Genomic DNA, 21,742 nt, shown 5'->3' with positions numbered 1-21,742 from the left:
GATCCTTCTAAAGGCTTAAAACAACTTGGCGGACATCAGCCTCTAAACACTCCGTTTGCCCCAGGTATAATTGAATGATATAGTCGGCATAATCCTTTTTTAAGGAAACAGCCTCGTCTTTATCCCCCCACGATTCCTTTAAGTAAAGGTGATGATAGCGGGCGTTGGTACTGGCCAGTTCTGGCAGAAAATACGGGTGACTTTCCAAACGTAACAGATGGCGCAGGTCGGCTAGGATATTTTGATTGTCGCCCTTAACTACCGGTTGCCTACCCGCTGTCACGTATAATGAAGTCTCGTCTTTAAGATAGCCCAGTATGAGAAGATTGGTGAAGTAGAACTGGATATGCTCTTCTGTCGTCCGTTTCCAGTCGGCCACCAGTATGTCCTGCGGAGTGGCCAGTGGGCTGTAGTTGGCCAAGGTGGTAAAAACGAGGTCAATATTTGACCAGGTTTCCTTGATATGTGCCAATATGTCCAGACTCTTGGTATAGTCGAGGGGGTCGGTCAGAAAAGGATGGAGCCTTGATGTCTCTTCATTTTTGAGAAAGTATTTAAGTTGACTCAAGTCCTCAACGCTAGCCGCCAGTACGGCTACCTGGCCACCTTCTAACAACAGAGCTCGAATTACTTGACGGTCTAATATACAGCCCACTCCGATGACTACTGCTATTTTATTTGAAAGCTTATTTCCCATTATCGCATGGTATTATAGATTATTTACCCTGCAAAATTCGGTAGCTTTATTTGGCCCTAAAAGACCTAAACGGTGGAAGAATTGGTCAAAACGGTGGATTAAGCGTCGTTCGGCTCAACGAACGATACTCTGAAGGGGAGTATCCGGTATGTTGTTTGAAATATTTACCAAAGAAAGACTGATTACTAAACTGTAAGATTTGAGCCGCCGCAGCCACATTGATCGAGGACTGAGACAGTAGCACCCTAGCCTCCTGAATGACCAACTCATCGATCAGTTCTCCGGCAGTTTTTCCAGTAACTTCCTTGAGCACCTGCGAAAGATGACGTGTGGTAATGGCCAAGACGTTGGCATAATAGGACACACTTCGTTCTTGTCGGAACTTCTCTGCCAGCAACCCGAGAAATTTAGATGCTATTTCTTCTTTCCGACTTAATTGTACATTTAATACGGGTAGTTGGGTAAAAAATATAGAGGCTACCTGATACGTTACCGATAAAAAAGTACTTTTGACGAGTTCATCATAAAAAGGTGTCTCTCTATTCATGTTAATTTTTCGAGCCAAAACCGATATCCCATAGACGATATCTGCATGATCCATTGCCGACAGCTGAAAGTGATGTTGAACGTCTTTGGAGAACATTAATACCGCCTCCGAACTAGACATGATAAGGCCCAACTTTTCAATGTATCGTTTTTGAAATGCCAAGCAGATGAAGTTCAGGTCTTCAGATTGGTATTTCAATTCGTTCAGCGAATCTGGCAATACAATTAAAATGCTTTGAGGCAGGAGGGTGTAATTTTTCAGATTGGATTGCACCTGTAACTCCCCAGTTTCAACTACAATTAGGGCGAATGCTTCTGCCCTAAAGGGAACATTAGGCTCCAAAATGTACTCTGCATCATGGGCAGTAAACACTACCAAATCATCACTAATCTGTTTACGAGATATATTCGTCTCCAAAAGTTTGGACATAACTACTCGGCAAGCTTCTTTTCACAAAAAACACAATACTTGTTTAATGAATACCTTTTAGCTGAGTAAAGTTCATTTGCTATAATGACAAATTTTGAATTTGTACGAATTATTGACGACCCGTATAGGCATGTTTGGCGCACATGCAGTAGCATTTAAATGGCTAACCCCTAGCTATTATTCCGCTTATAACAGGTATATATTTTCAAAAACCGGCACACTAAAGCTCTAAACATGCTTCAAAATGTGCCGTTTTTAATTACTGCCCTAACTTATACTATTGCACAGCCAGTACCACGCTCTTGCCCAAATATACTCCTTGAGGCAAATCGACAATAAAAAGGGTGCTTCCAGCCTGCTGATCTACAATCGTGCGGTAATTATCGGCCTCCCCTGCATATTGACCACTCACTGTCACCAACATACGACTCAGTTTGCGTGAGGGATCTGCCAAAGTAAGCTGGGTGAGTCGACCGGCCGTTTGCTTCAGCATCACCATCCCAGGGCTATCCAGCCTGACTGTCAAGGCGTTGTCGACGACTAATTCTCCGGCTTGATAAAAATTCAACTGACTAATTCCCAACCCCTTGTGATGTACGCCCTGGATACTTGCCGTATTCGACAGGATATCTATAGAACGGTTATCCTGGCTAGACCTCTCGAGTTCCTGTTCCGATACGTTGGGGACCACCATATAGGCATAGGAGGCGTTGGATGGTTTGCTACCATGGTCGAACCAGAGTTTAAAAACTCCCTCATGCACCTCTTCTTGACTGATATTCTTTTGGTCGGTGATGGCTGCCCAAGTACCTGTCTCTTCCTGATTGCTCAGGGTGACTTTTGCTGGCTTTGGAAACACATAGCCGATTTGGTTATGATGGACCCATTTTACTTCGTCCAATTCCCTATTACCAGGTGTCAGCTGCTTACGAGCACCTTGTTGCCCTATGGCTACCTCCGACCGTAGCAGGGACTGATCGACCGTGGTAGCCACCTGCAGCTTCGAGTTCGACTTGATACCAGTGCCTAGGCTCACATATTCCTTGTCGAAAAAGAACCAGGACTTTTTAGCCACTAAAGGATCATGTGGACTTTGAAAATCGAATACCACGGCTCCGTAAAGTCCGTCGGTTACTCCACCTACGTAATCGGTAAGTCCTTCTTTTTGAATATCGTCAGGGCCAGGTAAGGAGGGTTTTTGAACAATCGTTGTGCCCGAAATCTTTTGCCAATCGTAAACCGGCCAAATATTATGGTATTCGTCCCCTTTTTTCAACAAGTAGTTGGTCCCATCGGCCCGGTGGTGGGTCAATTTGCCCGGCCCATTATAGGGCACTTCCATATTGCGATTCCTAGTCGAATACATGCGGACGGTGGTATAAAAATCGGGTCGCTGAAAAACGAAATGCTCTGTCTGCCAAAAGAACTTGGCAAAGGAGGCGGAGGGTTTTACTTCACCTTTCCGCAAACGAATAATTTCTTCTAGCTCATCCTTTCTATAGTCTGTACTCACCAATAGCCGTTCTATTTCGAGGGTACTGTGGGGGCTAAAGGCGGATCTTTGGATAGAGATATTCCGGTTTTGAACGCTCACATCGGAATATACCCCATACACCATTTGTTTGTAAATCCCATCTAAATAATAGTCGACGAGTTGATTGATCTTTTCTTTTGAAAAAGCATAGGGTGTTCCTGAGACGAAGTACGACCAGTCGCCAAAAGCATTGGCATATTTACTATATCCATACGAATCGGTATTATTTACCCGGTCGACCCGATGGTGGAAGCTGTAGTCGTGCTGCATGCCTCTTTGGCCCGTTGCAAACTTTAGTTCACCTTCTATGATTTTTATAATTTCATTAAAAGTCTTGTAGTCACCGACAAAAAGTAGATTTTTGGCCAGGATGCTCGCTATAACAATGCGGTCTCCGCTGGGGCGTGCTCCCGATGCCTTCATATGGGCTCGGCCAATCATCGGTTGCGCCTTAGCCACAAGCTCCTTGGGCAGGTCGTCGCCAATGATCAGCATCAGCTCCCCAAGGTTGGTTGGAGTCGTCACCTGATTGTCGTGCCAATTGTCCCCTACAAAATCGTGACGAACCCAATAGTCTAACCCCTTTTCAATTTTTTCTTTAAGGTACTTTTTCTTGTAAAACTTCGACCCACGACTCTTATAAGCCTTGGCCATTTGCATCAGGTTATGGGTATGACGCCGGTGTGGGAACCCCGCCGTACGACTAAGATCGCTATAGTTTATACCTTCGAAGCTTCCGTCCGGTTTCATTTTCCCTATTACCTCTTCTATGCGCTCATCCTCCCACCGGCTGAGTAGTAGGTCGTCTGCTATTCGCTTTTTTATCATTTTAAGGTCATCCGAAGAGCCACTGGCTGGAACGGAAGATGGCTGAGCCGACAAGGGGGAGGACAACAAAGCCAGTACCAATACTACTAGCTGAAACCGTAGGAGGGAGTTCATAAAAATGAAAATTTAGGATTTAGGATAGTGGGTAATCTATGACTGAACATAGAAATATACCCTTATAAACTAGGACGTTTTTTATTAAGCCCCACCCTGAAAGCTCTAGCCTTAGTTTTTAAACGGAAAGCGCACATTTTGTATCTGCTAAGAGATTCACCAATTGTCGGTTAGAAAATTTTCTCATAAAGCCCATTGGCGTTCTTTAGTTTTTTTATCCTTTTTTTATTTACTTTAAACAGGGCGAAGAGAAGTTTTAAAAAAAAATGGACTTACCCTTACAATCGTCATACATCCTTTAAATATTTACTGGTATCATGAAAATACTTAAAATAGCTTTCGGGCTATTATTCCTACTGTTTGCTTATTTCCAAAACAACGATCCAGATTCTGCTACCTGGATATTTATTTATAGTATTGCTGCGCTAGCCTGCTATATGAGTCTGAAGGAGCTATGGCCCAGCTGGGTCTTTTATGTACTGACGGCAGGCTATGTGGTTGGGGCCATACTCCAATGGCCTCCCCAGTTTGAAGGGGTGTTTTGGGGAGAAGCTCAGATGCGCAGTCTTAATATAGAACTGGCCAGAGAGTCGTTTGGTCTCGGGATTTGCGCGCTAGCCATGGCGATCCTAGGAAAATGGGGCTAGTGCTCCCAGAGCCATTGCAGCTCTTTGAGGTCCATTTCTAATACAGAGCCCTGCAAAGTACGCAAGAGCAACCGACCTTGGGCGGTGACCCCCACGACCGTCGCCTGCATCAGTTGCCCTTGCACTTTAAATCCCCGTATTTCATTCATTCCGAGGAGCTTGTCCCGATACAAGCTCCGAATCGCATCTACTTCGCCGGCATAAAGACGCAACAGAGCCTTGTCTATGGCTATTAGCAACACCTCAAATACCTGCTGCAGCGACCATTTTTTCCCTGACAATAATGCCAAAGAAGTAGCCCGGATAGCCCCGAAGTCCAACTGATTGACATTTAGGCCGATCCCTGCAATGGTAGAGGCAATCCCACCCCCTTGGATGCTGTTTTCGATCAGTGTACCACAGATCTTGCGGTCACCAATATATATGTCGTTTGGCCATTTTATGGTGGCCACCAGGCCCAATTCCTTCAACCCGGTTACCAAGCCTATGGCCACGGTTTGGCTCAGTAAGAACTGCTCCATTATTGGAACGCCTTTTGGTTTTAATAGGATACTAAAAGTAAGGTTCATTCCAGTAACCGACGACCAGTTCGTCCCCCTTTGGCCACGCCCTCCGGTTTGGTTATCGGTGATGACAACGGTCCCCTCTTCAAATGCCTTTTGATGTACTAATTCGGCGGCTATGTCGTTTGTTGAGTGACAACTTGGCAGGTAAACAACTTTTTTACCAATTATTCCGGTGTTAGATATAGAATTGTACAATTTTTTTGGCTTATTTTAAGGTTTATAGAAATGGGAATCCAATAGCATGAAAGAACGCAAAAATAAAGAACTATCTTCAAAAGAACTCTCTGAACTCGTTGCCAAAGGAATGGCCGAAAAAAAGGGCATAGATATTACAATAATGGACCTGAGAAAGGTCAAAAATTCCTTCACTGATTTTTTTGTTATCTGTTCGGGTAACTCCGACACTCAAATTGACGCGTTGGCTGACTCCGTAGAAGAGCAAGTGTACAAGGCGTCGCAAGTAGACCCTTGGCAAAAGGAAGGGAAAGCCAATGGCGAATGGATATTGATCGATTATGTGGACGTCATAGCCCATATATTCAACAAGGACCGAAGAGAACATTACGATCTGGAAGAGCTTTGGGGCGATGCCATCGTAACGCAACTGGAGGACTCTGTTGCATAAAACAATCTGTAAGGTGAACATTCGCTGAATGCTTCACGTTATCATTAATATTTCCTCTTAATTTATTCTAACTTAGAATGTCTGAAAACGAAAACAAACGAGGGCCACTAAATCCTAAAAACCCACAAAAGGGTTACCAAGGATGGATCATAGCCGCTCTTATAGCCACTATACTCGGAATAACGTACCTTAGCCGCACCTCAACCGTTCGACCTACTACTCAAAAGAAGTTCGAAAAAATGATGACCGACAAGGAGGTTGATCGGGTGACGATAGTAAACGACAAGACCGTTGAAGTGAGCCTTAAGCCAGAGGCCCTTAAACTTGACAAATATAAGGCCATAGCCAAGGAGAACACGTACTTTGGAGCGGAAGCACCCGCCCATTACCAGTTTCAGGTCACCTCGGCCGAGACCTTCAAAAAGGACTTTGATAAGATGCAGGAGGGGGTACCCGACCAGGAAAAGGTAACTTTTGTGGTGGACACCCGAAACGACTGGACGAGCTTCCTAAGCACCTGGGGCTTCTTTATCGTAGTGATACTGATCATGTATTTTGTGCTGGGACGGATGTCGGGAGGCGTGGGCCCAGGCGGTCAAATCTTCAATATAGGGCGTTCCAAAGCCACCTTATTTGACGCTGAAAATAAGGTAAAAATAACCTTTAACGATGTGGCGGGCTTGGACGAAGCCAAAGAAGAGATCAAGGAGATCGTAGAATACCTACAAAGTCCTGACAAATTCAAGAAACTTGGAGCCAAAATCCCTAAAGGAGCCCTTTTGGTAGGCCCTCCCGGAACGGGTAAAACACTCCTTGCCAAGGCCGTAGCAGGAGAAGCGGGCGTACCATTCTTTTCTCTTTCCGGTTCCGACTTTGTCGAAATGTTTGTGGGAGTAGGTGCCGCAAGGGTTCGTGACTTATTTAAGCAAGCAAAAGAGAAAGCACCTTGTATCATCTTTATCGATGAGATCGACGCAGTGGGTCGCTCAAGAGGCCGTGGCGCTATGCCTGGCTCCAACGACGAGCGCGAAAACACCTTGAACTCCCTATTGGTAGAGATGGATGGTTTCGGTTCGGACTCTGGAATTATCATTGTGGCTGCAACCAACCGTCCCGATGTATTAGACCCTGCCCTTCTTCGTCCTGGCCGTTTCGACCGCCAGATCTCGGTAGACAAACCCGATGTGGTGGGCCGTGAAGCCATTTTCAAAGTACACCTTAAGCCTTTGAAACTATCGTCGGATGTTGATATGCACCGCCTATCGTCCCAAACACCTGGATTTGCAGGTGCCGAAATCGCCAACGTTTGTAACGAAGCCGCGCTGATAGCGGCCCGTAGAAATCGTAATGAAGTGACTATGCAGGACTTCCAAGATGCGATGGACCGGGTGATTGGTGGACTCGAAAAGAAAAACAAAATTATCTCTCCAGAAGAGAAGGAGATCGTTGCCTATCATGAGGCGGGTCACGCAGTATCGGGATGGTATCTCGAGCATGCCGATCCCTTGGTAAAGGTCTCTATCGTACCCCGTGGTGTGGCTGCGTTAGGATATGCCCAATACCTTCCTCGTGAGCAGTATTTGTACCGTACAGAGCAGCTTTTCGATGAAATGTGTATGACACTCGGAGGACGTGCCGCAGAGCAAGTGGTGTTCGGTAAAATCTCCACTGGAGCATTAAGTGACCTGGAAAGAGTTACTAAAGTAGCCTATAGCATGGTCACCATGTACGGAATGAACGAAAGAATTGGAAATATTTCTTTCTATGATTCCAAGCAGAGCGATTATAACTTTACCAAACCCTATTCCGAATCTACTTCTCAAGCGATTGACGAGGAGGTTCGTAAGTTGGTAGACCAAGCTTACCAATTCGTGATCAAACTATTGACCGATAAGCGGGAAGCCTTAGAAGTGCTCGCCAAGGAGCTTTTAGAAAAAGAAATTCTCTTCCAAAGCGATCTTGAAAAATTGATTGGCAAGCGCCCCTTCGATAGGGAAACTAGCTACCAAGCCTATGTGAACCGCCGCTCCAATGAGGAAGCAGCCCTTCACGAAGAAATAGTGAAGGAGCACAATCACCAAGACGATGAAGATGATAAGGACGATTCGGATTCTAAGATTTTGGCTGACGCCAAAGACAATACTCCGTCATAAATCTTCCATATTACCAAATTTTAAAAACCGGGCTACTGATGTAGACCGGTTTTTATTTTATATTTTAGCCCCCCCAATCCTAAACTTAACATGAATAATGACCTTTGAAATAATAAAGCAACAATTTGGTGAGTTAACCGAATATGTGGTCCAGGATACCCGCAATGGCAATCGCTTTGCTGTGGTTCCCGAACTTGGTGCTGTGGTACGGCAGCTATCGCTACGAAAGGGCCTGACCTTATTTTCGATCCTAAAAACCCCACCTACCCCCGACAAACTCAAGGAGGATACCCAGAGCGCTAGTGAGCTGCTCTTTCCCTTCGCTAGCAGAATCCCTTCAGGAAAATATCACTTCCTTGGAAAGGACTATCAGCTCCATAAAAATGAAAAGGGCGGGGTAAATGCCATACATGGTTTGGTTCGAAAGCACCATTTTAGCCTACAAGAGCAGCGCATTCAACCCGACAACGCCAGCATCAAGCTAGCATACCACCTGTCACAACAGGAAGGCTATCCCTTCGAGGTCCTGTTTTCGGTCACCTACTCACTTAACTTGGATGGGATTTTTAGCCTGAGCTACCAAGCCCATAACCTCGGAAAAGACGCATGCCCTGCCATGTTTGGTTGGCATCCCTATTTTGACCTTGGCAACGAAGAGGTAGACGCCTGGAAAATTAATATCCCTTCCAAAACCATCGTTACCTTCGACGATCATATGATTCCTACTGGTGAGGCACCCTTTCCACATCGCGGGGCCTTTTCTTTATTAAGAAACGAGCTAGACAATTGCTTTGTAGTCGAATCGGAAGGCAATACAGCCATTACAGAGCTTATCTCGGACAACCAGGAGGTCACCCTCGAAATAAAACAAGAAACAGGCGAGGGCAAATTCAACTACCTAGTGGTATATACCCCACCCAGCCGCGACTGTGTGGCCATAGAGCCCCTCACGGCCAACGTAGATGCCTTTAATAATGGAGAAGGACTCAATATCATAGGACCCGACCAGCAAATAGCTGGAACCATTACCTTAAAGCTTCGTTAGCGTGGCTACCATAGCATGGCCAACCGGTGATCCTGAGGAAGGATCATCGGTTTTTTCTATAATACTTAGCCTTGGGTATCAACAACCGCCATTCGAGCAGATACGCCAGATGAGAGGCCAATATCTTCGCCTTCACACGCCAATGATCGCGGTAGCGCATATTAAAATAAAATATTTGCCAAGACTTTGTCTTTGGCTTCATCCTACCATGCTCCCAGTGCCGGTAAACCGCCTCCTTAAATGAAGCGGTAGGGTACTTCATCACCATCCCACTTTTCCCGTATTTCAGGAACTTCTCCCCGGTGAGTTCCTCTGCCAGGCCTAATGATTCCAATAGCAGGCGATAAAAGCCCTTTTGTCGGGCTTTATTTCCAATATAGTCCCAGTCCATTTCGGGTCCAAATTTCCTTAGCATCCTAACGAAATCGGCCATATATTTCAATTTGTCCCATTGCTCTACCCCCGCATGATGAATCACCATCATCAGCAGTTGGTGCTCCTTGGATGGCACCATTATTTGCTGACCACCTCCTGGCACATCGAATGCCATAGGCCGGGCCATGAGTTCATCATACCCAAAGCTAAAGGCAAAGCGAGGATAGGTAGTATTCCACTGGACTTCTAAGGACTGTATGAGGGCATCGGGGCCAGGCACCAAGGGCAACTGATAATCCTCTTTAAAATACAAAGCGGCAACATGGGCATCGGCTAGCAAAAACTGGCGGTAGTCGTCGGCATGATAGCCATGCCGGGCTAGTACAGCAAGTCCTTGGGTAATATCTTTTTTCTGAAAAAAGTAATCGATATCTCCAAACTCCCTCAAGCTAGGCTTTTCGTATAACATCCAGGCCCACAGGGCACCCTTCATCAAAAAAACCTGGAGCCCTTCTTTCTCAAAGTCATAGACGATGCCGATGGATTGCTTTAACGAGACCATATTATATACCGCCCCTTCTACTGAATACCGCTTTAGGGGGTCTAAAATTTCCTCGCCACCCTCTATAGGGTTTTGCCCTAGGTAGTCATAAAGCATTACCCTAACCTGATGCCTTTGGGCCAATTTTAGGAGGCTATTAGGGTCGGGTTGCATGGCTCCTGAAAAGGGCTTGTTTGGACTCAAAGAAGCCGACACCAGAAATTGAAGTTCTTTTGAAAAAGGCATATCAGGATAGGTCAGCAGCCGGAAGCGTTTGAGAAACGACCCATTCATGAAGGGCATCAAAGGATTTGTCCCGTCTCTTCCGAAATAAATCGGCGAAACCTGCTATTTGAAAACTTTGTTGGAAATGCAGTTTCAAGGTATCATTTTGAACCAAGGAGGCAGGTAATGGGAAATTTTTAAGCAACTCAATGGGTATACTCACGGCCGATAATGCCTCCATGTATTTTCTATTACGCGCCTTATGAAGGAAAAATACCCGCTTCAATCTTACTGGAGTATGGTCAAAGCCTTCTTTGGGTTGGTACGAAAACTTATTGACGCCTTCACTAACTGGTGTGAGACTTTCGGTGTCATAGTCCAGTCCTTTTACCGTCTGTTCCCAGATTTTTAGTTGGGGGTAAGCCGGAATTACGAAAGGGACACCCTGCCGATCGAACCGAATGGCAGTCAGGTCGTCGCTCAACAAGGGGCAGCCTGCTTTGATAAAGGAGGCGGCAGTAGTGGACTTGCCAGCTCCTGGATTACCCATAAAGCACCAGGCTTCGTCGCCCACCCGCACGGCGCTGGCATGTAAAAGAAAATCGCCACGCTGAAAGAGAATTAACCCCAACGCTTCGCTTACGGTGAATAGACTGAGCAAATTCTCATCGGTAATTAGTGGATCTATTCGAAGCAGCTTACCACTAGATGCTTGAAAATTGGCAATACCTTCCCAGTGTAACAGCAAATCGTCCCGTTGGTTTTTGCCAAATGTAGCCATTACTCCTCTCCGATGAATATTGGTAGGAGCCATGGTAGGCAAATCGATGGGTGCCACTTCGATGGTAAGGTCCACCTCTTGCCCTTCTTTAGCCACAGACAATTCCGGTAGGGGAATCTGAGATTGAATATGAAGGCCAAAGGCCGTATAGAAATACATACTAGTCTATTTTAAAAATTACTCCCAAGACCATAATCGCTGATAACGGATGGTCTCATTCCAGTCTCCTATTATGATCTCCCCTGCCCGCTCAACCCAGGCATGTGCTTCGAAAGAGTCGACCCTATCGAGTTCAACACCAATCTGCAAAACCAAGCCTGGCTCATTTCTAAGTAAATACTTAGCGGCTAACGCACGTGGGAGACAAAGTAATTGGAAAGGGAGGTGATCGGCCATAATGTTGATAGACCTCGCCACCTCCTTGATCTGTTCCTGGGTCAGTCGCTCTGGAGCTGTGCCCCGGGTATACCGGCTATACCGGCTGCGGAAAGTCTGAAAAGGCAAAAAAGTCAGCCCTGCTTTGATAACCAGAAGGGTAACACCGGCTTTTAACAAGTACCATTTACCAAAAGTAGAGAGGTCTTTCCATTTCTGCCAGTATCCAGCCAGTTTGTCCACAGTTATCAAATTGTCTTTTCTACCAATTTCTCGTCTATCAGTGACTGAATCAGGCTATCCAGGTCTTCCTGGCAGGTTTGCTGACTTACATCATACTGCGCCATCACCGAGGTACACAAATCCTCCATTGTTTGTGGGCCTTCCTCTAAAAGGTCCCAAACCAGCACCCCTACCTCATCGAGCCCATAATAGGCACCCTTATGATGGTTAAGAATCACCGTTTCACCGGCTACTTTGGAGGCTACTTGGTTGCTTGTTAATTGGTATTTCATGAATTGCTGTACTCGATTGTGTATGGTGTATATTTAGGGCACAAAGTTAGGAATAAAATCCACTCACTCAAGATCAAACTTAATTCCTTGCGCCAGGGGCAAATCACTACCATAATTTATGGTATTGGTCTGCCTGCGCATATAGGCCTTCCAAGCATCGGAGCCCGACTCACGGCCCCCACCCGTTTCCTTCTCTCCCCCAAAGGCCCCGCCAATCTCGGCACCAGAAGTACCAATATTCACATTGGCAATACCACAATCAGAACCAGCTGACGACAAAAACAGCTCCGCTTCCCTGATATTGAGCGTAAAGATGGCCGACGATAGCCCTTGAGGCACGTCGTTTTGCAAGGCTATGGCCTGCTCTAGATCCGTGTATTGGAGAAGATATAGTATGGGAGCAAAGGTTTCCTGCCGCACGATGTCCAATTGTTCAGACATTTCCGCCACACAGGGCTTTACATAACAGCCCGATTCATACCCCTTCCCTTGAAGTAGGCCAGGTTCGACCAAGAATACGCCTCCTGCCTCTTTTATGACTTGCACGGTTCTTTCATACTGTTCTACCGCCTGCCGGTCGATCAAGGGTCCCATATGCATGGCTTCGTCGAGCGGATCGCCTACTTTTAGTTGGCCATATACCTGCTGAAGTTTGGTCTTGAGTAGTTCATAAATACTTTCATGAACAATAACCCGACGGGTAGAGGTACAACGCTGACCAGCAGTACCTACGGCACCAAAAACGATGGCTGGAATGGCCACATTGAAGTCGGCACCAGGGGTCACGATAATGGCATTATTGCCTCCTAATTCCAGCAAACATTTCCCTAGACGACTGCCTACCCGTTCTGCCACCGCCTTGCCCATCCTAGTGCTTCCTGTGGCCGAAAGCAGATCGATCTGGTTATCGGCGGCCATAAGCTCGCCTATGCTCCGATCGCCACAGACCAAGCTCACCACTCCTTCGCCAATGCCGTTGGACTGCAATACCCTTTGGACGATGCGCTGACAAGCTATGGCCGTCAGGGGCGTTTTTTCAGAAGGCTTCCAAATGCATACATTGCCACAAACAAGGGCGATCATGGCATTCCACGACCATACGGCTACCGGAAAATTGAAGGCTGATATAATTCCTACCGTACCCAAAGGATGCCACTGCTCATACATCCGATGGTTGGTACGCTCGCTGTGCATAGTGAGGCCGTACAGCTGCCTACTTAGCCCCACCGCAAAATCACAGATATCGATCATTTCCTGAACCTCCCCCAAGCCTTCTTGAGCACTTTTCCCCATTTCATAGCTTACCAGGGTCCCCAAGTCGACCTTATGAACTCGTAAGGCTTCACCTATTTCCCTTACAATAGCCCCCCTTTTGGGTGCTGGCAAAGCCTTCCAGTCTGCAAAGGCCTTTTTTGACGCCTCCACTACTTTGCTATAGTCGGTACTTGAGGCCATGCTCACACGAGCTATAATAGCCCCGTTGACAGGACTAACAGAATCGATACTACCCGCTCCCCCTTCCCAAAAGATATTGCCAGTACTCACACCAGGATTATTTGCTTCAATACCTAATCCATTTAAAACATCTTGTATATTTTTCATAAGGTTATATCATTGTGGTATGTCGATTAATAGGTAAGTGAAATGGCCCCATCAGTCGATATACTGTTTAAAAAATTGTCCATTCTTAGTCCCTAAGAAGTCTTCCAAAGGAATATCCTCTTGTCTAATAAATCCTGTTCCTGGCAAGGCACCATGAGCTACCAATTCCACTGCAGCGGCTATGGAGGCGGCGGTAGTCCAGGATATGGCCCGCCAGTGCTGGCCATCGATCTCTATGGGATGGTATGCCTGGTAAAACTCTTCTCTTTCCAGCCGATCGTCTTTCCAGCCCTCCACCACCGCATACACGTACACCACATCTTGCTGCACCGGTGGCTTAGCCTCTGTCAGTATTTTTTCTATAAGGGCTCGGTCGTTCTTTAACAACAGTTCATAGAGCATAAAACGCATCAGTCGACAATGCCCTGGGTACCTTATCGTCTTATAATTCAGCGTATCGACCTGCCCTTCGAAGCTTTCGCACATGGTACCTAGGCCCCCCGAAGTACTAAATGCCTCAAACTCCTGGCCTTCAATATTAATCATCTCTATTCCTTCCAATGAAGGCACTAGCTTTTTCACCCCATTATGGATTACCTCGGCATCGTTTATATATTCGTTGACAACCCCAGCTGGCGACCAGGTAAAAGAATAGCCCATTTGCCCGTTCGGGTACCGTGGCAGAGCCCCCACCCGCAGCTCTATGTCTCGAAGTTTTGTGAATTTATTAGCCAAACTCGTCCCCACGATACCAATAAACCCTGGTGCCAGTCCACATTGTGGGACCATGGCACCCCGACTAGTTTTGGCCATTTCTCGTATCGCCGACGTGGTCGCCACGTCCTCCGTCAAATCGAAGTAGTGAAGTCCTTTTTGATGTGCCATACGCGCTATTGGCAAATTAAGATTATAGGGCATACAGGATACCACAGCGTCTTTACCTTCCATGCATTGGCTCAAAAATTTGAGATCCGTAATATCTCCTAGGGCTACATCGAAAACCAGAGAAAGGGCTGGCTCCTGCTTGTCGACCCCCAGAACGCTAAACTGATGTGCCAACAGGGTTCCTACAAGGGAGCCCACTTTTCCTAAACCGATTACAAGGATGTTTTTCATATATATAGTGGTAGAATAGTTAAACTAAAACGACTAAACTTTTTAATCAAAATCGCCATTCGAACATTTGATATACTCCCGAGCGTCTCATTTTATGCCTTTATTTTGAGCAATTAAAGAAACCGTGCCCTCCAAGGCCGAACATTGGATAAGGATAATATTTATTCAAGGTAATATATTAATAAATATGATGAAATAGCAGCGCGACACCCCAATACTTAACGCCTTCTTTAAATTAAAATGGTCTCGTACGACCATCGATGAAGGAGGGCATAGCACGCTTGCCATCGTCCCCAACAATGGGAGGCCACGATGTAGCGGGATAGACGGCGTTTATATCTTAGCTCAAATAAAAATAAGGCCGTGTTAAGGGATATCCATAAGTTCGGGTCATTTTTGCAAAGTTTTTAAAGAATTAACCTATGCAGATTATTATCATTGGCGGAGGGGCATCGGGCTTTATGGCGGCCATTACCGCCGCCGATTTTTTTCCCGAGGCCTCCATTTCCATTATTGAAAAAAATAAAACCGTACTCAACAAGGTCAGGGTGTCGGGAGGGGGGCGTTGTAATGTGACCCATACGCCTGCCGACCTCAAACGATTTCCGAAGCAATATCCCCGAGGAGAACGCTTCTTACGCAAACTTTTCGGCCAATTTGACGCCAATGATACCATCCGCTGGTTTGAAAACCATGGGGTATCACTTAAGACGGAAGAGGATGGGCGCATGTTTCCGGTAACAGACTCCTCTCAGACGATCACCGAGTGCCTTACACGCATCGCTAGGAACCGTGGAATCACCATACGTACCAGTACCGCCATAACTTCTTTTAGAGTTGTAGGCCACTCCCCCTCCACTCAATTTGAGCTAACCACCGTCGACGGAGAGCTTATCCGCACCGACAGGCTGCTCATTGCGGCTGGAGGCCATCCGAAGGCCAATGGCTTTGGGTGGATCACCGACCACGGCCATAGCATAGAGGAACCCGTCCCCTCCCTTTTTACTTTTAACACCCCAGGCAACCCCTTACTCGAATTGGCTGGGGTCTCTGTTAAAGACAGCGAGGTCAAAATAATGGGTAGTAAGCTAGCCTACAGGGGGCCTCTGTTGATCACCCATTGGGGATTTAGTGGTCCGGCAGTATTGAAGCTCTCGGCTTGGGGAGCCAGGCACCTCTCAAGCCTCGGCTACCAGTTTGCTTGTAGGATCAATTGGCTCCCAGAATACCCAGAACAAAAGGTGCGGGAAATACTATTGGCCGAAAAAACCAATACCCCCAAGCAGCAGATCACCTCCCATGCCCGGCTGGGTATCCCTCTCCGTCTTTGGAAAGCCTTTTGTCTGCAAGCCGAAATCTCCGATTCCTTACGCTGGGGCGACGCAGGCCATAAGGCCATTAACCGCTTGGTGGAGTTGCTTACCAATTCACAATTTGACGTACAGGGAAAAACTACTTTTAAAGAGGAGTTCGTTACCTGTGGCGGCATAAAACTCGACGAGGTTAACCCTAACACCTTGGAAAGCAAGAAGCTTCCCGGCCTTTACTTTTCCGGCGAGGTGCTCGATGTCGACGGTATTACGGGAGGTTTTAACTTTCAAAATGCCTGGACAACCGGATATGTTGTCGGCAAAAACATAGGATTGCCTGGGGCTTCTAGCCTTGCATAGTTTCGAAATGCTTGCGTAGCTTGCCTGCGAGTGCAGGACCCACTACCTCTGTAAGTTTGTCAACGGGGCTCTCCCTGATAGCCCTTACCGTCCCAAAATACTTGAGTAGCTTGGTGGCCGTCACCTTTCCTATTCCATCGATCCCCTCCAATTCGCTAATGAGGCTTCCTTTGCTGCGCTTGTCGCGGTGGTGGGTGATCCCAAACCTGTGGGCCTCATCGCGTAATTGTTGGATGAGCTTGAGCGACTCCGACCGCTTGTCGATATATAGGGGCACCGAATCCTCCGGAAAATAGATTTCTTCCAAGCGCTTCGCAATGCCAACTATCGGAACCTGTCCATAGATGCCCAGCTGCTTGAGCGCATCGCAGGCAGCGCTTAGCTGGCCCTTGCCCCCATCGACGATGATCAGGTCGGGCAGGGGTTGGTTTTCGGCGATCAGGCGTAAGTACCTTCGGCCCACCACCTCGTTCATCGATGCGAAATCGTTGGGCCCTACCACTGTTTTGATATTAAAATGTCGATAATCCTTTTTGGAAGGTTTACCATCCTTAAAGCACACCATCGCACCTACCGGATTGGTACCCTGAGTATTGGAGTTATCGAAACATTCGATATGGCGGGGTAGGGTCTTCAACTGTAAATCTGTTTTAAGACGGATCAACACGCGGTCCTTTTTGGAGGAAGTAGCCGATGCCTCAACGGCCCTCCTTTCCGCTTTTTCTCTTCGGAAATATAGGACGTTTTTCATGGACATATCCAGTAGCTTTTTCTTATCGCCGATCTGCGGTATCACCACATCGACCTTCGATTCCATATGGGGTTTAAGGTTAGAAAGTACCTCTTTAGACTCATGCCCATATTTTTCACGCATTTCTACCAACATCATCTCCAAAATTTCAACGTCCGATTCGTCCAATTTCTTTTTGACTTCAAAAGTTTGGGTTGCTACCATATATCCCTGCTTTACTTTCATAAAATTGAGATAGGCGGCCTCTTCGTCCGAAACTATAGTTAGCACATCCACGTTACCAATTTTGGGGTTGACAACCGTCGCTTTACTCTGAAAACTGGCCAGATGTTCCAACTTGGTTTTCCAGGAATGCGCCTCTTCAAAGGCCATAGATTCGGCAGCCTTCAGCATTTTTTCTTTGAAATACTGCTGTGGAAGTGATAGATTCCCCTTTAAAATATGGTGTACTTGCTCTATTTCCACGGCATAATCCTCGGGCGACTGAAGTCCTTCACACGGCCCCTTACAGTTGCCAATATGATATTCTAAACATACCTTAAACTTGCCAGCCTCAATATTTCCCTTGGTAAGCGCCAACTGGCAGGAGCGAATCGTATATAACGCCTTAAACATGTCTAACAAGGTATGCATAGAGCGCAGTTGCGCAAACGGGCCATAGTAGGTCCCCTTTTTCAAATCGACATTCCTGGTTACATACACCTGCGGATAAAGCTCGTTGGTTACACAAATAAAAGGGTAGGTCTTATCGTCTTTGAGCAGGATGTTAAATTTAGGCTGTAGTTCCTTAATGAGTTGGTTCTCTAACAGCAAGGCATCCCATTCGCTGGGTACTATCACGAACTCTATCCGCCTAATCTGAGACACCAGCCTTTTGGTCTTTCTATCGTGTTGGTTGGACTTGAGAAAATAACTGGAAACGCGATTTCTAAGATTTTTGGCCTTCCCTACGTAGATCACCTCCCCTAGTGCATCGAAATACCGATAAACTCCGGGATCAAAAGGGATTTTGGCTATTTCGTCCTTATAATTAAATACAGACACGTATGAATAAATGGGAATATTGAGCAGAAACTAAAAACTAAGGTACGGGTAAAAATAACCGTACCACCTTACCTGGAGAAGGAAAACAATCGCATCATCTGAATAGTTGCATGTTTTACCAAGTCGTAGGCTTCTTCCAATGCCGCATCGAGATTCATCGGCCTGTTGATAATGGAAGCGGCATAAGTAATGCCTGCGGCATCTAACTGGGCAGAGGTAAGCTGAAGGCTTCCACAAATAACAGCCATTGGTACGCGATTTTCTCTACAAAGGTTTGCCAGGCCTTGCACTACCTTTCCCTCCAAAGTCTGTACGTCTACCTTTCCTTCACCGGTTATTACCAGGTCAGCTTGGGCCATAAGAGTCGGCAAACCACTCTGCTGCATCACGAGGCTTACCCCCTCTTGTAGCTTTCCATTCAAAAACCACAAGCAACCCGCTCCAAGTCCTCCTGCCGCACCGGCTCCTGGTACCAGGCCGACGTTGGTACCAAAAAAAGTAGTGGCCACCTGGTTGATCCTCTCTAGCCCACGATCGAGTTTTAAAACCATTTCGTCGCTGGCTCCCTTTTGTGGGCCATAAACGGCGGCGGCACCATTGGGCCCATACAAAGGGTTACCTACATCGCAGGCAATAATAAAGGCTACTTTTGCAACCCGTGGATCGACCCGCTGAGCATCAATTTGGGATATCCTTTCCATATTCCCACCTATCGGTGGCACGGCTTCTCCTGCCTCATCGAAGAACCTGAAGCCAAGAGCAGCGGCCATTCCGATGCCGGCATCGGTAGTGGCACTCCCCCCTATGCCTAGCAGAATGGTGGATGCCCCATTCTCTATAGCATCTAGTATCAACTCGCCAGTACCGTAAGTATTGGTCAGCATAGGGTTATGTGCCTCTGGCGGTAGCAATGCCAAGCCCGAAGCGGCAGCCATCTCTATAAAGGCCATCTGGCTCGAACGGGAATAGCCATACTGGGCTAGAACAGGCCTACCGAGTGGGTCACTCACCTCTTTCTGAATATAAACACCATCTCCTGCCAGCTCCGTCAAGATTTCCATGGTCCCTTCGCCTCCGTCGGCCAAGGGGAAAGCATGGATATCAGCCTGTGGGCACACCTCCGCGACCCCCTCCGAAATAGCCCTGATCACCTCGGCACTATCTAAGGATCCTCTGAATTTGTCGGGGGCAATGATGATGTTCATGGGCGATAGGCGTTAGAATAGAACCCCTTCGTCGTCGGAACGCGATGGAGGGATATAAGTATCCGATGGTTCGGCCTCTATCTTACCACAATCCAAATCGTAATTTTCAGGCTTTACAAATGGCCCTTTGCGGTATTGCTGTAGGGTTTCATCTTTATAAACTTTTTGCATAAACAACCCCCAGGCCGGTAAGGCCATGCGTCCTCCTTGGCCATAGGTGATCGTACGGAAATGGACGCTCCGATCTTCGGCACCCACCCATACTCCGGTCACCAGATTCTGAGTCATCCCCATAAACCAGCCATCAGAATAATTAGAGGTAGTTCCGGTCTTGGCGGCAATCTCATTTCCTTCCGTCACGCCATATAAGCGCAACCTTCCCGAGGTACCCCCCGGATCTTCAACTGCACCGCGCATCAGATACAACATATTATAAGCCATATTGGCACTTATTTCCTGATTTTGCTTCGGATAGAACTCTTGCAACAAATTGCCATTCCGATCTTCTATCCTGAGGATCGTCATCGGCTCTACCCGATGGCCTCCATTGGCAAAGGCCGAATAGGCCGTTACCATATCATAAACCGATACTTCACTAATCCCCAACGACAAGGATGGCACCTCCTGAAGATCGGTGGTGATACCTAACTTATGGGCGTATTCGACCACGGCCTTAGGCTTTACCATCTTGATAATTTGCGCACTGATGGTATTGACCGACTGCCCCAAGGCTTGCCGTAAGGTAAGGCTCTGATAGGAATATCGCATATTGGAGTTTTTGGGCGACCAGCCTCCAGGAACGCCATCACTGGGTCCGAAATATACCGGGTGATCGACCAGACGATCGCAAGGGGTCAAGAAATTTTTGTCTAGAGCCGTAAGGTATACGAAAGGCTTAAAGGTAGACCCCGGCTGGCGGGTACCCTGCTTTACGTGATCGTACTTAAGGTACTTAAAATTGACGCCTCCTACCCAAGCCTTTATTTTTCCATTGCGTGGATCCATAGACATCATACCGATCTGTAAAAGCTTTTTGTAATGCTTTATCGAATCGATCGGACTCATCGTCACCGTCTTTTCCCCATCCCAGGTGAAAATTTTCATCTTCCTGGGAGTGCGCATCACCTTCCAGGCCTGTTCTTCGCCTAAGTCTCGTTTTAAGGTTATGAAATGTCCAGACATTTTGACGGCCCTATCCACGAATCCTTTCATTTCCCTTCCGCTGTCGTCGCGCCAGGGCTCACCTTGCCCTTTCCAATGGTCATCAAAGAGCTTCTGTTGGGTACGCATATGCTCCTCAACGGCTTCCTCTTGGTATTGCTGCATTCGGGAATCGATGGTCGTATAAATCCTTAAGCCCGAAGTATAAAGATCTAAGTCGGTTCCATGCTCTTCATTATACAATTTGACCCAACTCTTGAGGTAATTCCGCATGGACTCTCTGAAATAAGGCGCCAGGCCCGTGTTATGACTGTCTACGGTAAAGTCCATTCCCAAAGGCAGTTTCCTAAGCTCAAGCATCTCCTCTCTAGGCAAATAATTATATTTACTCATCTGAGCCAAAACGGTGTTACGACGGTTAAGGGCATTGGTTGGAAACCGCAAGGGGTTGTATAAGGTAGGGTTTTGTAACATCCCGACCAAGAGGGCCGACTCAGTCACCGACAATTCGGAGGCTTCCTTATTGAAATAAGTGGTAGAAGCCACCTTGATACCATAGGTATTATTCCCAAAAGTTACCGTATTCAAATACATCTGCATGATCTCTTGCTTGGTATACTTTCTTTCGAGAATCACGGCCAAAATCCATTCCTTCGTCTTAGCGATAACTATACGTACACCCGGAATACCCCCGAGTAAGCCCTTATATTCTTCGGAACGTGTATTAAACAAATTCTTGGCCACCTGCTGCGTGAGGGTACTACCACCACCAGAACTAGAGTTTCCGGATATCACCCCTTTGGCAACTCGAACCAGACTTCGGGCGTCTATACCCGAGTGATTGACGAAGCGGGCATCCTCTGTTGCCACAAGGGCGTGGATCAAATTAGGCGAAATCTTGCCTATCTCTATCTGGGTACGGTTTTCAAAAAAATATTTACCCAAAGAATTCCCATCTTCCGAAATTAATTCGGAAGCCAATTCACTGCTGGGGTTTTCTAAAGTCTTCAAATCGGGCATTCCACCGAACAACCAAAATAAGTTGTAGGTAACAGCCAAAATATACAAAATCACTAAGCCCAGGCCGATTCCAGCAAACCGCCATAAATTAATTATACGTCGGCGGTATTTTCCAGGTTGAAATTCAATCATAAATGGGAAATTATTATTTATTAGATTACAATAATACGAAAGTA

Annotated in this window: 18 protein-coding genes; 5 read left to right on the top strand and 13 right to left on the bottom strand. The window is 46.7% G+C overall.

The annotated features are described in order from the left end of the window. Positions 1 to 7: 7 nt before the first annotated feature. The 3 genes from CLV98_RS09685 to CLV98_RS09675 all read right to left on the bottom strand — a co-directional run bounded on the left by CLV98_RS09685 (position 8) and on the right by CLV98_RS09675 (position 4,149). A complete protein-coding gene (locus CLV98_RS09685; protein WP_109674126.1) occupies positions 8 to 697 on the bottom strand; it encodes a Rossmann-fold NAD(P)-binding domain-containing protein in 690 nt (229 codons plus the stop codon). 85 nt (positions 698 to 782) lie between these two features. Further along, positions 783 to 1,673 carry an AraC family transcriptional regulator gene (locus CLV98_RS09680; protein ID WP_109674125.1) on the bottom strand — a complete coding sequence of 297 codons (891 nt, stop codon included), beginning with the start codon at positions 1,671 to 1,673 and terminating at the stop codon, positions 783 to 785. 277 nt (positions 1,674 to 1,950) lie between these two features. Beyond that, positions 1,951 to 4,149, bottom strand: coding sequence for a polysaccharide lyase family 8 super-sandwich domain-containing protein (locus CLV98_RS09675; protein WP_109674124.1), 2,199 nt, complete (start codon positions 4,147 to 4,149; stop codon positions 1,951 to 1,953). Positions 4,150 to 4,466: 317 nt separating this feature from the next. Here CLV98_RS09675 and CLV98_RS09670 point away from each other — a divergent pair, with 317 nt between their 5' ends. Further along, positions 4,467 to 4,796 carry a transmembrane 220 family protein gene (locus CLV98_RS09670; protein ID WP_109674123.1) on the top strand — a complete coding sequence of 110 codons (330 nt, stop codon included), beginning with the start codon at positions 4,467 to 4,469 and terminating at the stop codon, positions 4,794 to 4,796. On the opposite strand, the gene CLV98_RS09665 is transcribed toward CLV98_RS09670, so the two are convergent. Beyond that, positions 4,793 to 5,557 carry a biotin--[acetyl-CoA-carboxylase] ligase gene (locus CLV98_RS09665; RefSeq protein WP_109674122.1) on the bottom strand — a complete coding sequence of 255 codons (765 nt, stop codon included), beginning with the start codon at positions 5,555 to 5,557 and terminating at the stop codon, positions 4,793 to 4,795. The genes CLV98_RS09670 and CLV98_RS09665 overlap by 4 nt on opposite strands. Before the next feature lie 46 nt (positions 5,558 to 5,603). On the opposite strand from CLV98_RS09665, the gene rsfS reads away from it, so the two are divergent. The 3 genes from rsfS (at position 5,604) to CLV98_RS09650 (ending at position 9,185) form a co-directional block, all read left to right on the top strand. Continuing rightward, positions 5,604 to 5,987, top strand: a complete 384-nt coding sequence (gene rsfS, locus CLV98_RS09660; protein ID WP_109674121.1) for a ribosome silencing factor — start codon at positions 5,604 to 5,606, stop codon at positions 5,985 to 5,987. Between the two features lie 77 nt (positions 5,988 to 6,064). Further along, complete coding sequence (gene ftsH / locus CLV98_RS09655; RefSeq protein ID WP_109674120.1) at positions 6,065 to 8,140, top strand: ATP-dependent zinc metalloprotease FtsH; 2,076 nt, start codon at positions 6,065 to 6,067, stop codon at positions 8,138 to 8,140. Positions 8,141 to 8,237: 97 nt separating this feature from the next. Next, complete coding sequence (locus CLV98_RS09650; RefSeq protein ID WP_109674119.1) at positions 8,238 to 9,185, top strand: aldose 1-epimerase; 948 nt, start codon at positions 8,238 to 8,240, stop codon at positions 9,183 to 9,185. Positions 9,186 to 9,228: 43 nt separating this feature from the next. Here CLV98_RS09650 and CLV98_RS09645 read toward each other — a convergent pair whose 3' ends face one another. From CLV98_RS09645 to CLV98_RS09620, 6 genes are all read right to left on the bottom strand, one after another. Further along, a complete protein-coding gene (locus tag CLV98_RS09645) occupies positions 9,229 to 10,347 on the bottom strand; it encodes a nucleotidyltransferase domain-containing protein (RefSeq protein ID WP_158281223.1) in 1,119 nt (372 codons plus the stop codon). Between the two features lies 1 nt (position 10,348). Beyond that, the gene (locus CLV98_RS09640) at positions 10,349 to 11,266 is read right to left on the bottom strand and encodes a phosphoenolpyruvate carboxykinase (ATP) (protein WP_109674117.1); all 918 of its coding nucleotides are present in this window, start codon (positions 11,264 to 11,266) and stop codon (positions 10,349 to 10,351) included. 18 nt (positions 11,267 to 11,284) lie between these two features. Next, entirely contained in the window at positions 11,285 to 11,725 is a 441-nt protein-coding gene (locus tag CLV98_RS09635) for a lasso peptide biosynthesis B2 protein (RefSeq protein WP_109674116.1), read from the bottom strand. Between the two features lie 5 nt (positions 11,726 to 11,730). Next, on the bottom strand, positions 11,731 to 11,997 hold the full coding sequence (locus CLV98_RS09630; RefSeq protein ID WP_109674115.1) for a PqqD family peptide modification chaperone: 267 nt from the start codon (positions 11,995 to 11,997) through the stop codon (positions 11,731 to 11,733). 63 nt (positions 11,998 to 12,060) lie between these two features. Next, complete coding sequence (amaB, locus tag CLV98_RS09625) at positions 12,061 to 13,599, bottom strand: L-piperidine-6-carboxylate dehydrogenase (protein ID WP_109674114.1); 1,539 nt, start codon at positions 13,597 to 13,599, stop codon at positions 12,061 to 12,063. 51 nt (positions 13,600 to 13,650) lie between these two features. Beyond that, entirely contained in the window at positions 13,651 to 14,715 is a 1,065-nt protein-coding gene (locus CLV98_RS09620) for a saccharopine dehydrogenase family protein (RefSeq protein ID WP_109674113.1), read from the bottom strand. A gap of 422 nt (positions 14,716 to 15,137) precedes the next feature. Here CLV98_RS09620 and CLV98_RS09615 point away from each other — a divergent pair, with 422 nt between their 5' ends. Then, complete coding sequence (locus tag CLV98_RS09615) at positions 15,138 to 16,385, top strand: BaiN/RdsA family NAD(P)/FAD-dependent oxidoreductase (RefSeq protein ID WP_109674112.1); 1,248 nt, start codon at positions 15,138 to 15,140, stop codon at positions 16,383 to 16,385. Here the strand turns inward: CLV98_RS09615 and uvrC are convergent. The 3 genes from uvrC to CLV98_RS09600 form a co-directional block, all read right to left on the bottom strand. Continuing rightward, positions 16,372 to 18,180, bottom strand: a complete 1,809-nt coding sequence (uvrC, locus tag CLV98_RS09610; protein WP_109674111.1) for an excinuclease ABC subunit UvrC — start codon at positions 18,178 to 18,180, stop codon at positions 16,372 to 16,374. The two genes, CLV98_RS09615 and uvrC, sit on opposite strands and share 14 nt — an antisense overlap. Positions 18,181 to 18,248: 68 nt before the next feature. After that, complete coding sequence (locus CLV98_RS09605) at positions 18,249 to 19,385, bottom strand: glycerate kinase (RefSeq protein WP_109674110.1); 1,137 nt, start codon at positions 19,383 to 19,385, stop codon at positions 18,249 to 18,251. Positions 19,386 to 19,397: 12 nt separating this feature from the next. Further along, positions 19,398 to 21,698 carry a penicillin-binding protein 1A gene (locus tag CLV98_RS09600; protein WP_109674109.1) on the bottom strand — a complete coding sequence of 767 codons (2,301 nt, stop codon included), beginning with the start codon at positions 21,696 to 21,698 and terminating at the stop codon, positions 19,398 to 19,400. Positions 21,699 to 21,742 lie beyond the last annotated feature (44 nt).

The sequence above is a fragment of the Dyadobacter jejuensis genome (assembly GCF_003149085.1).
Classification (GTDB): domain Bacteria; phylum Bacteroidota; class Bacteroidia; order Cytophagales; family Spirosomataceae; genus Dyadobacter; species Dyadobacter jejuensis.
This window is presented reverse-complemented; position numbering and strand designations above follow the sequence as displayed.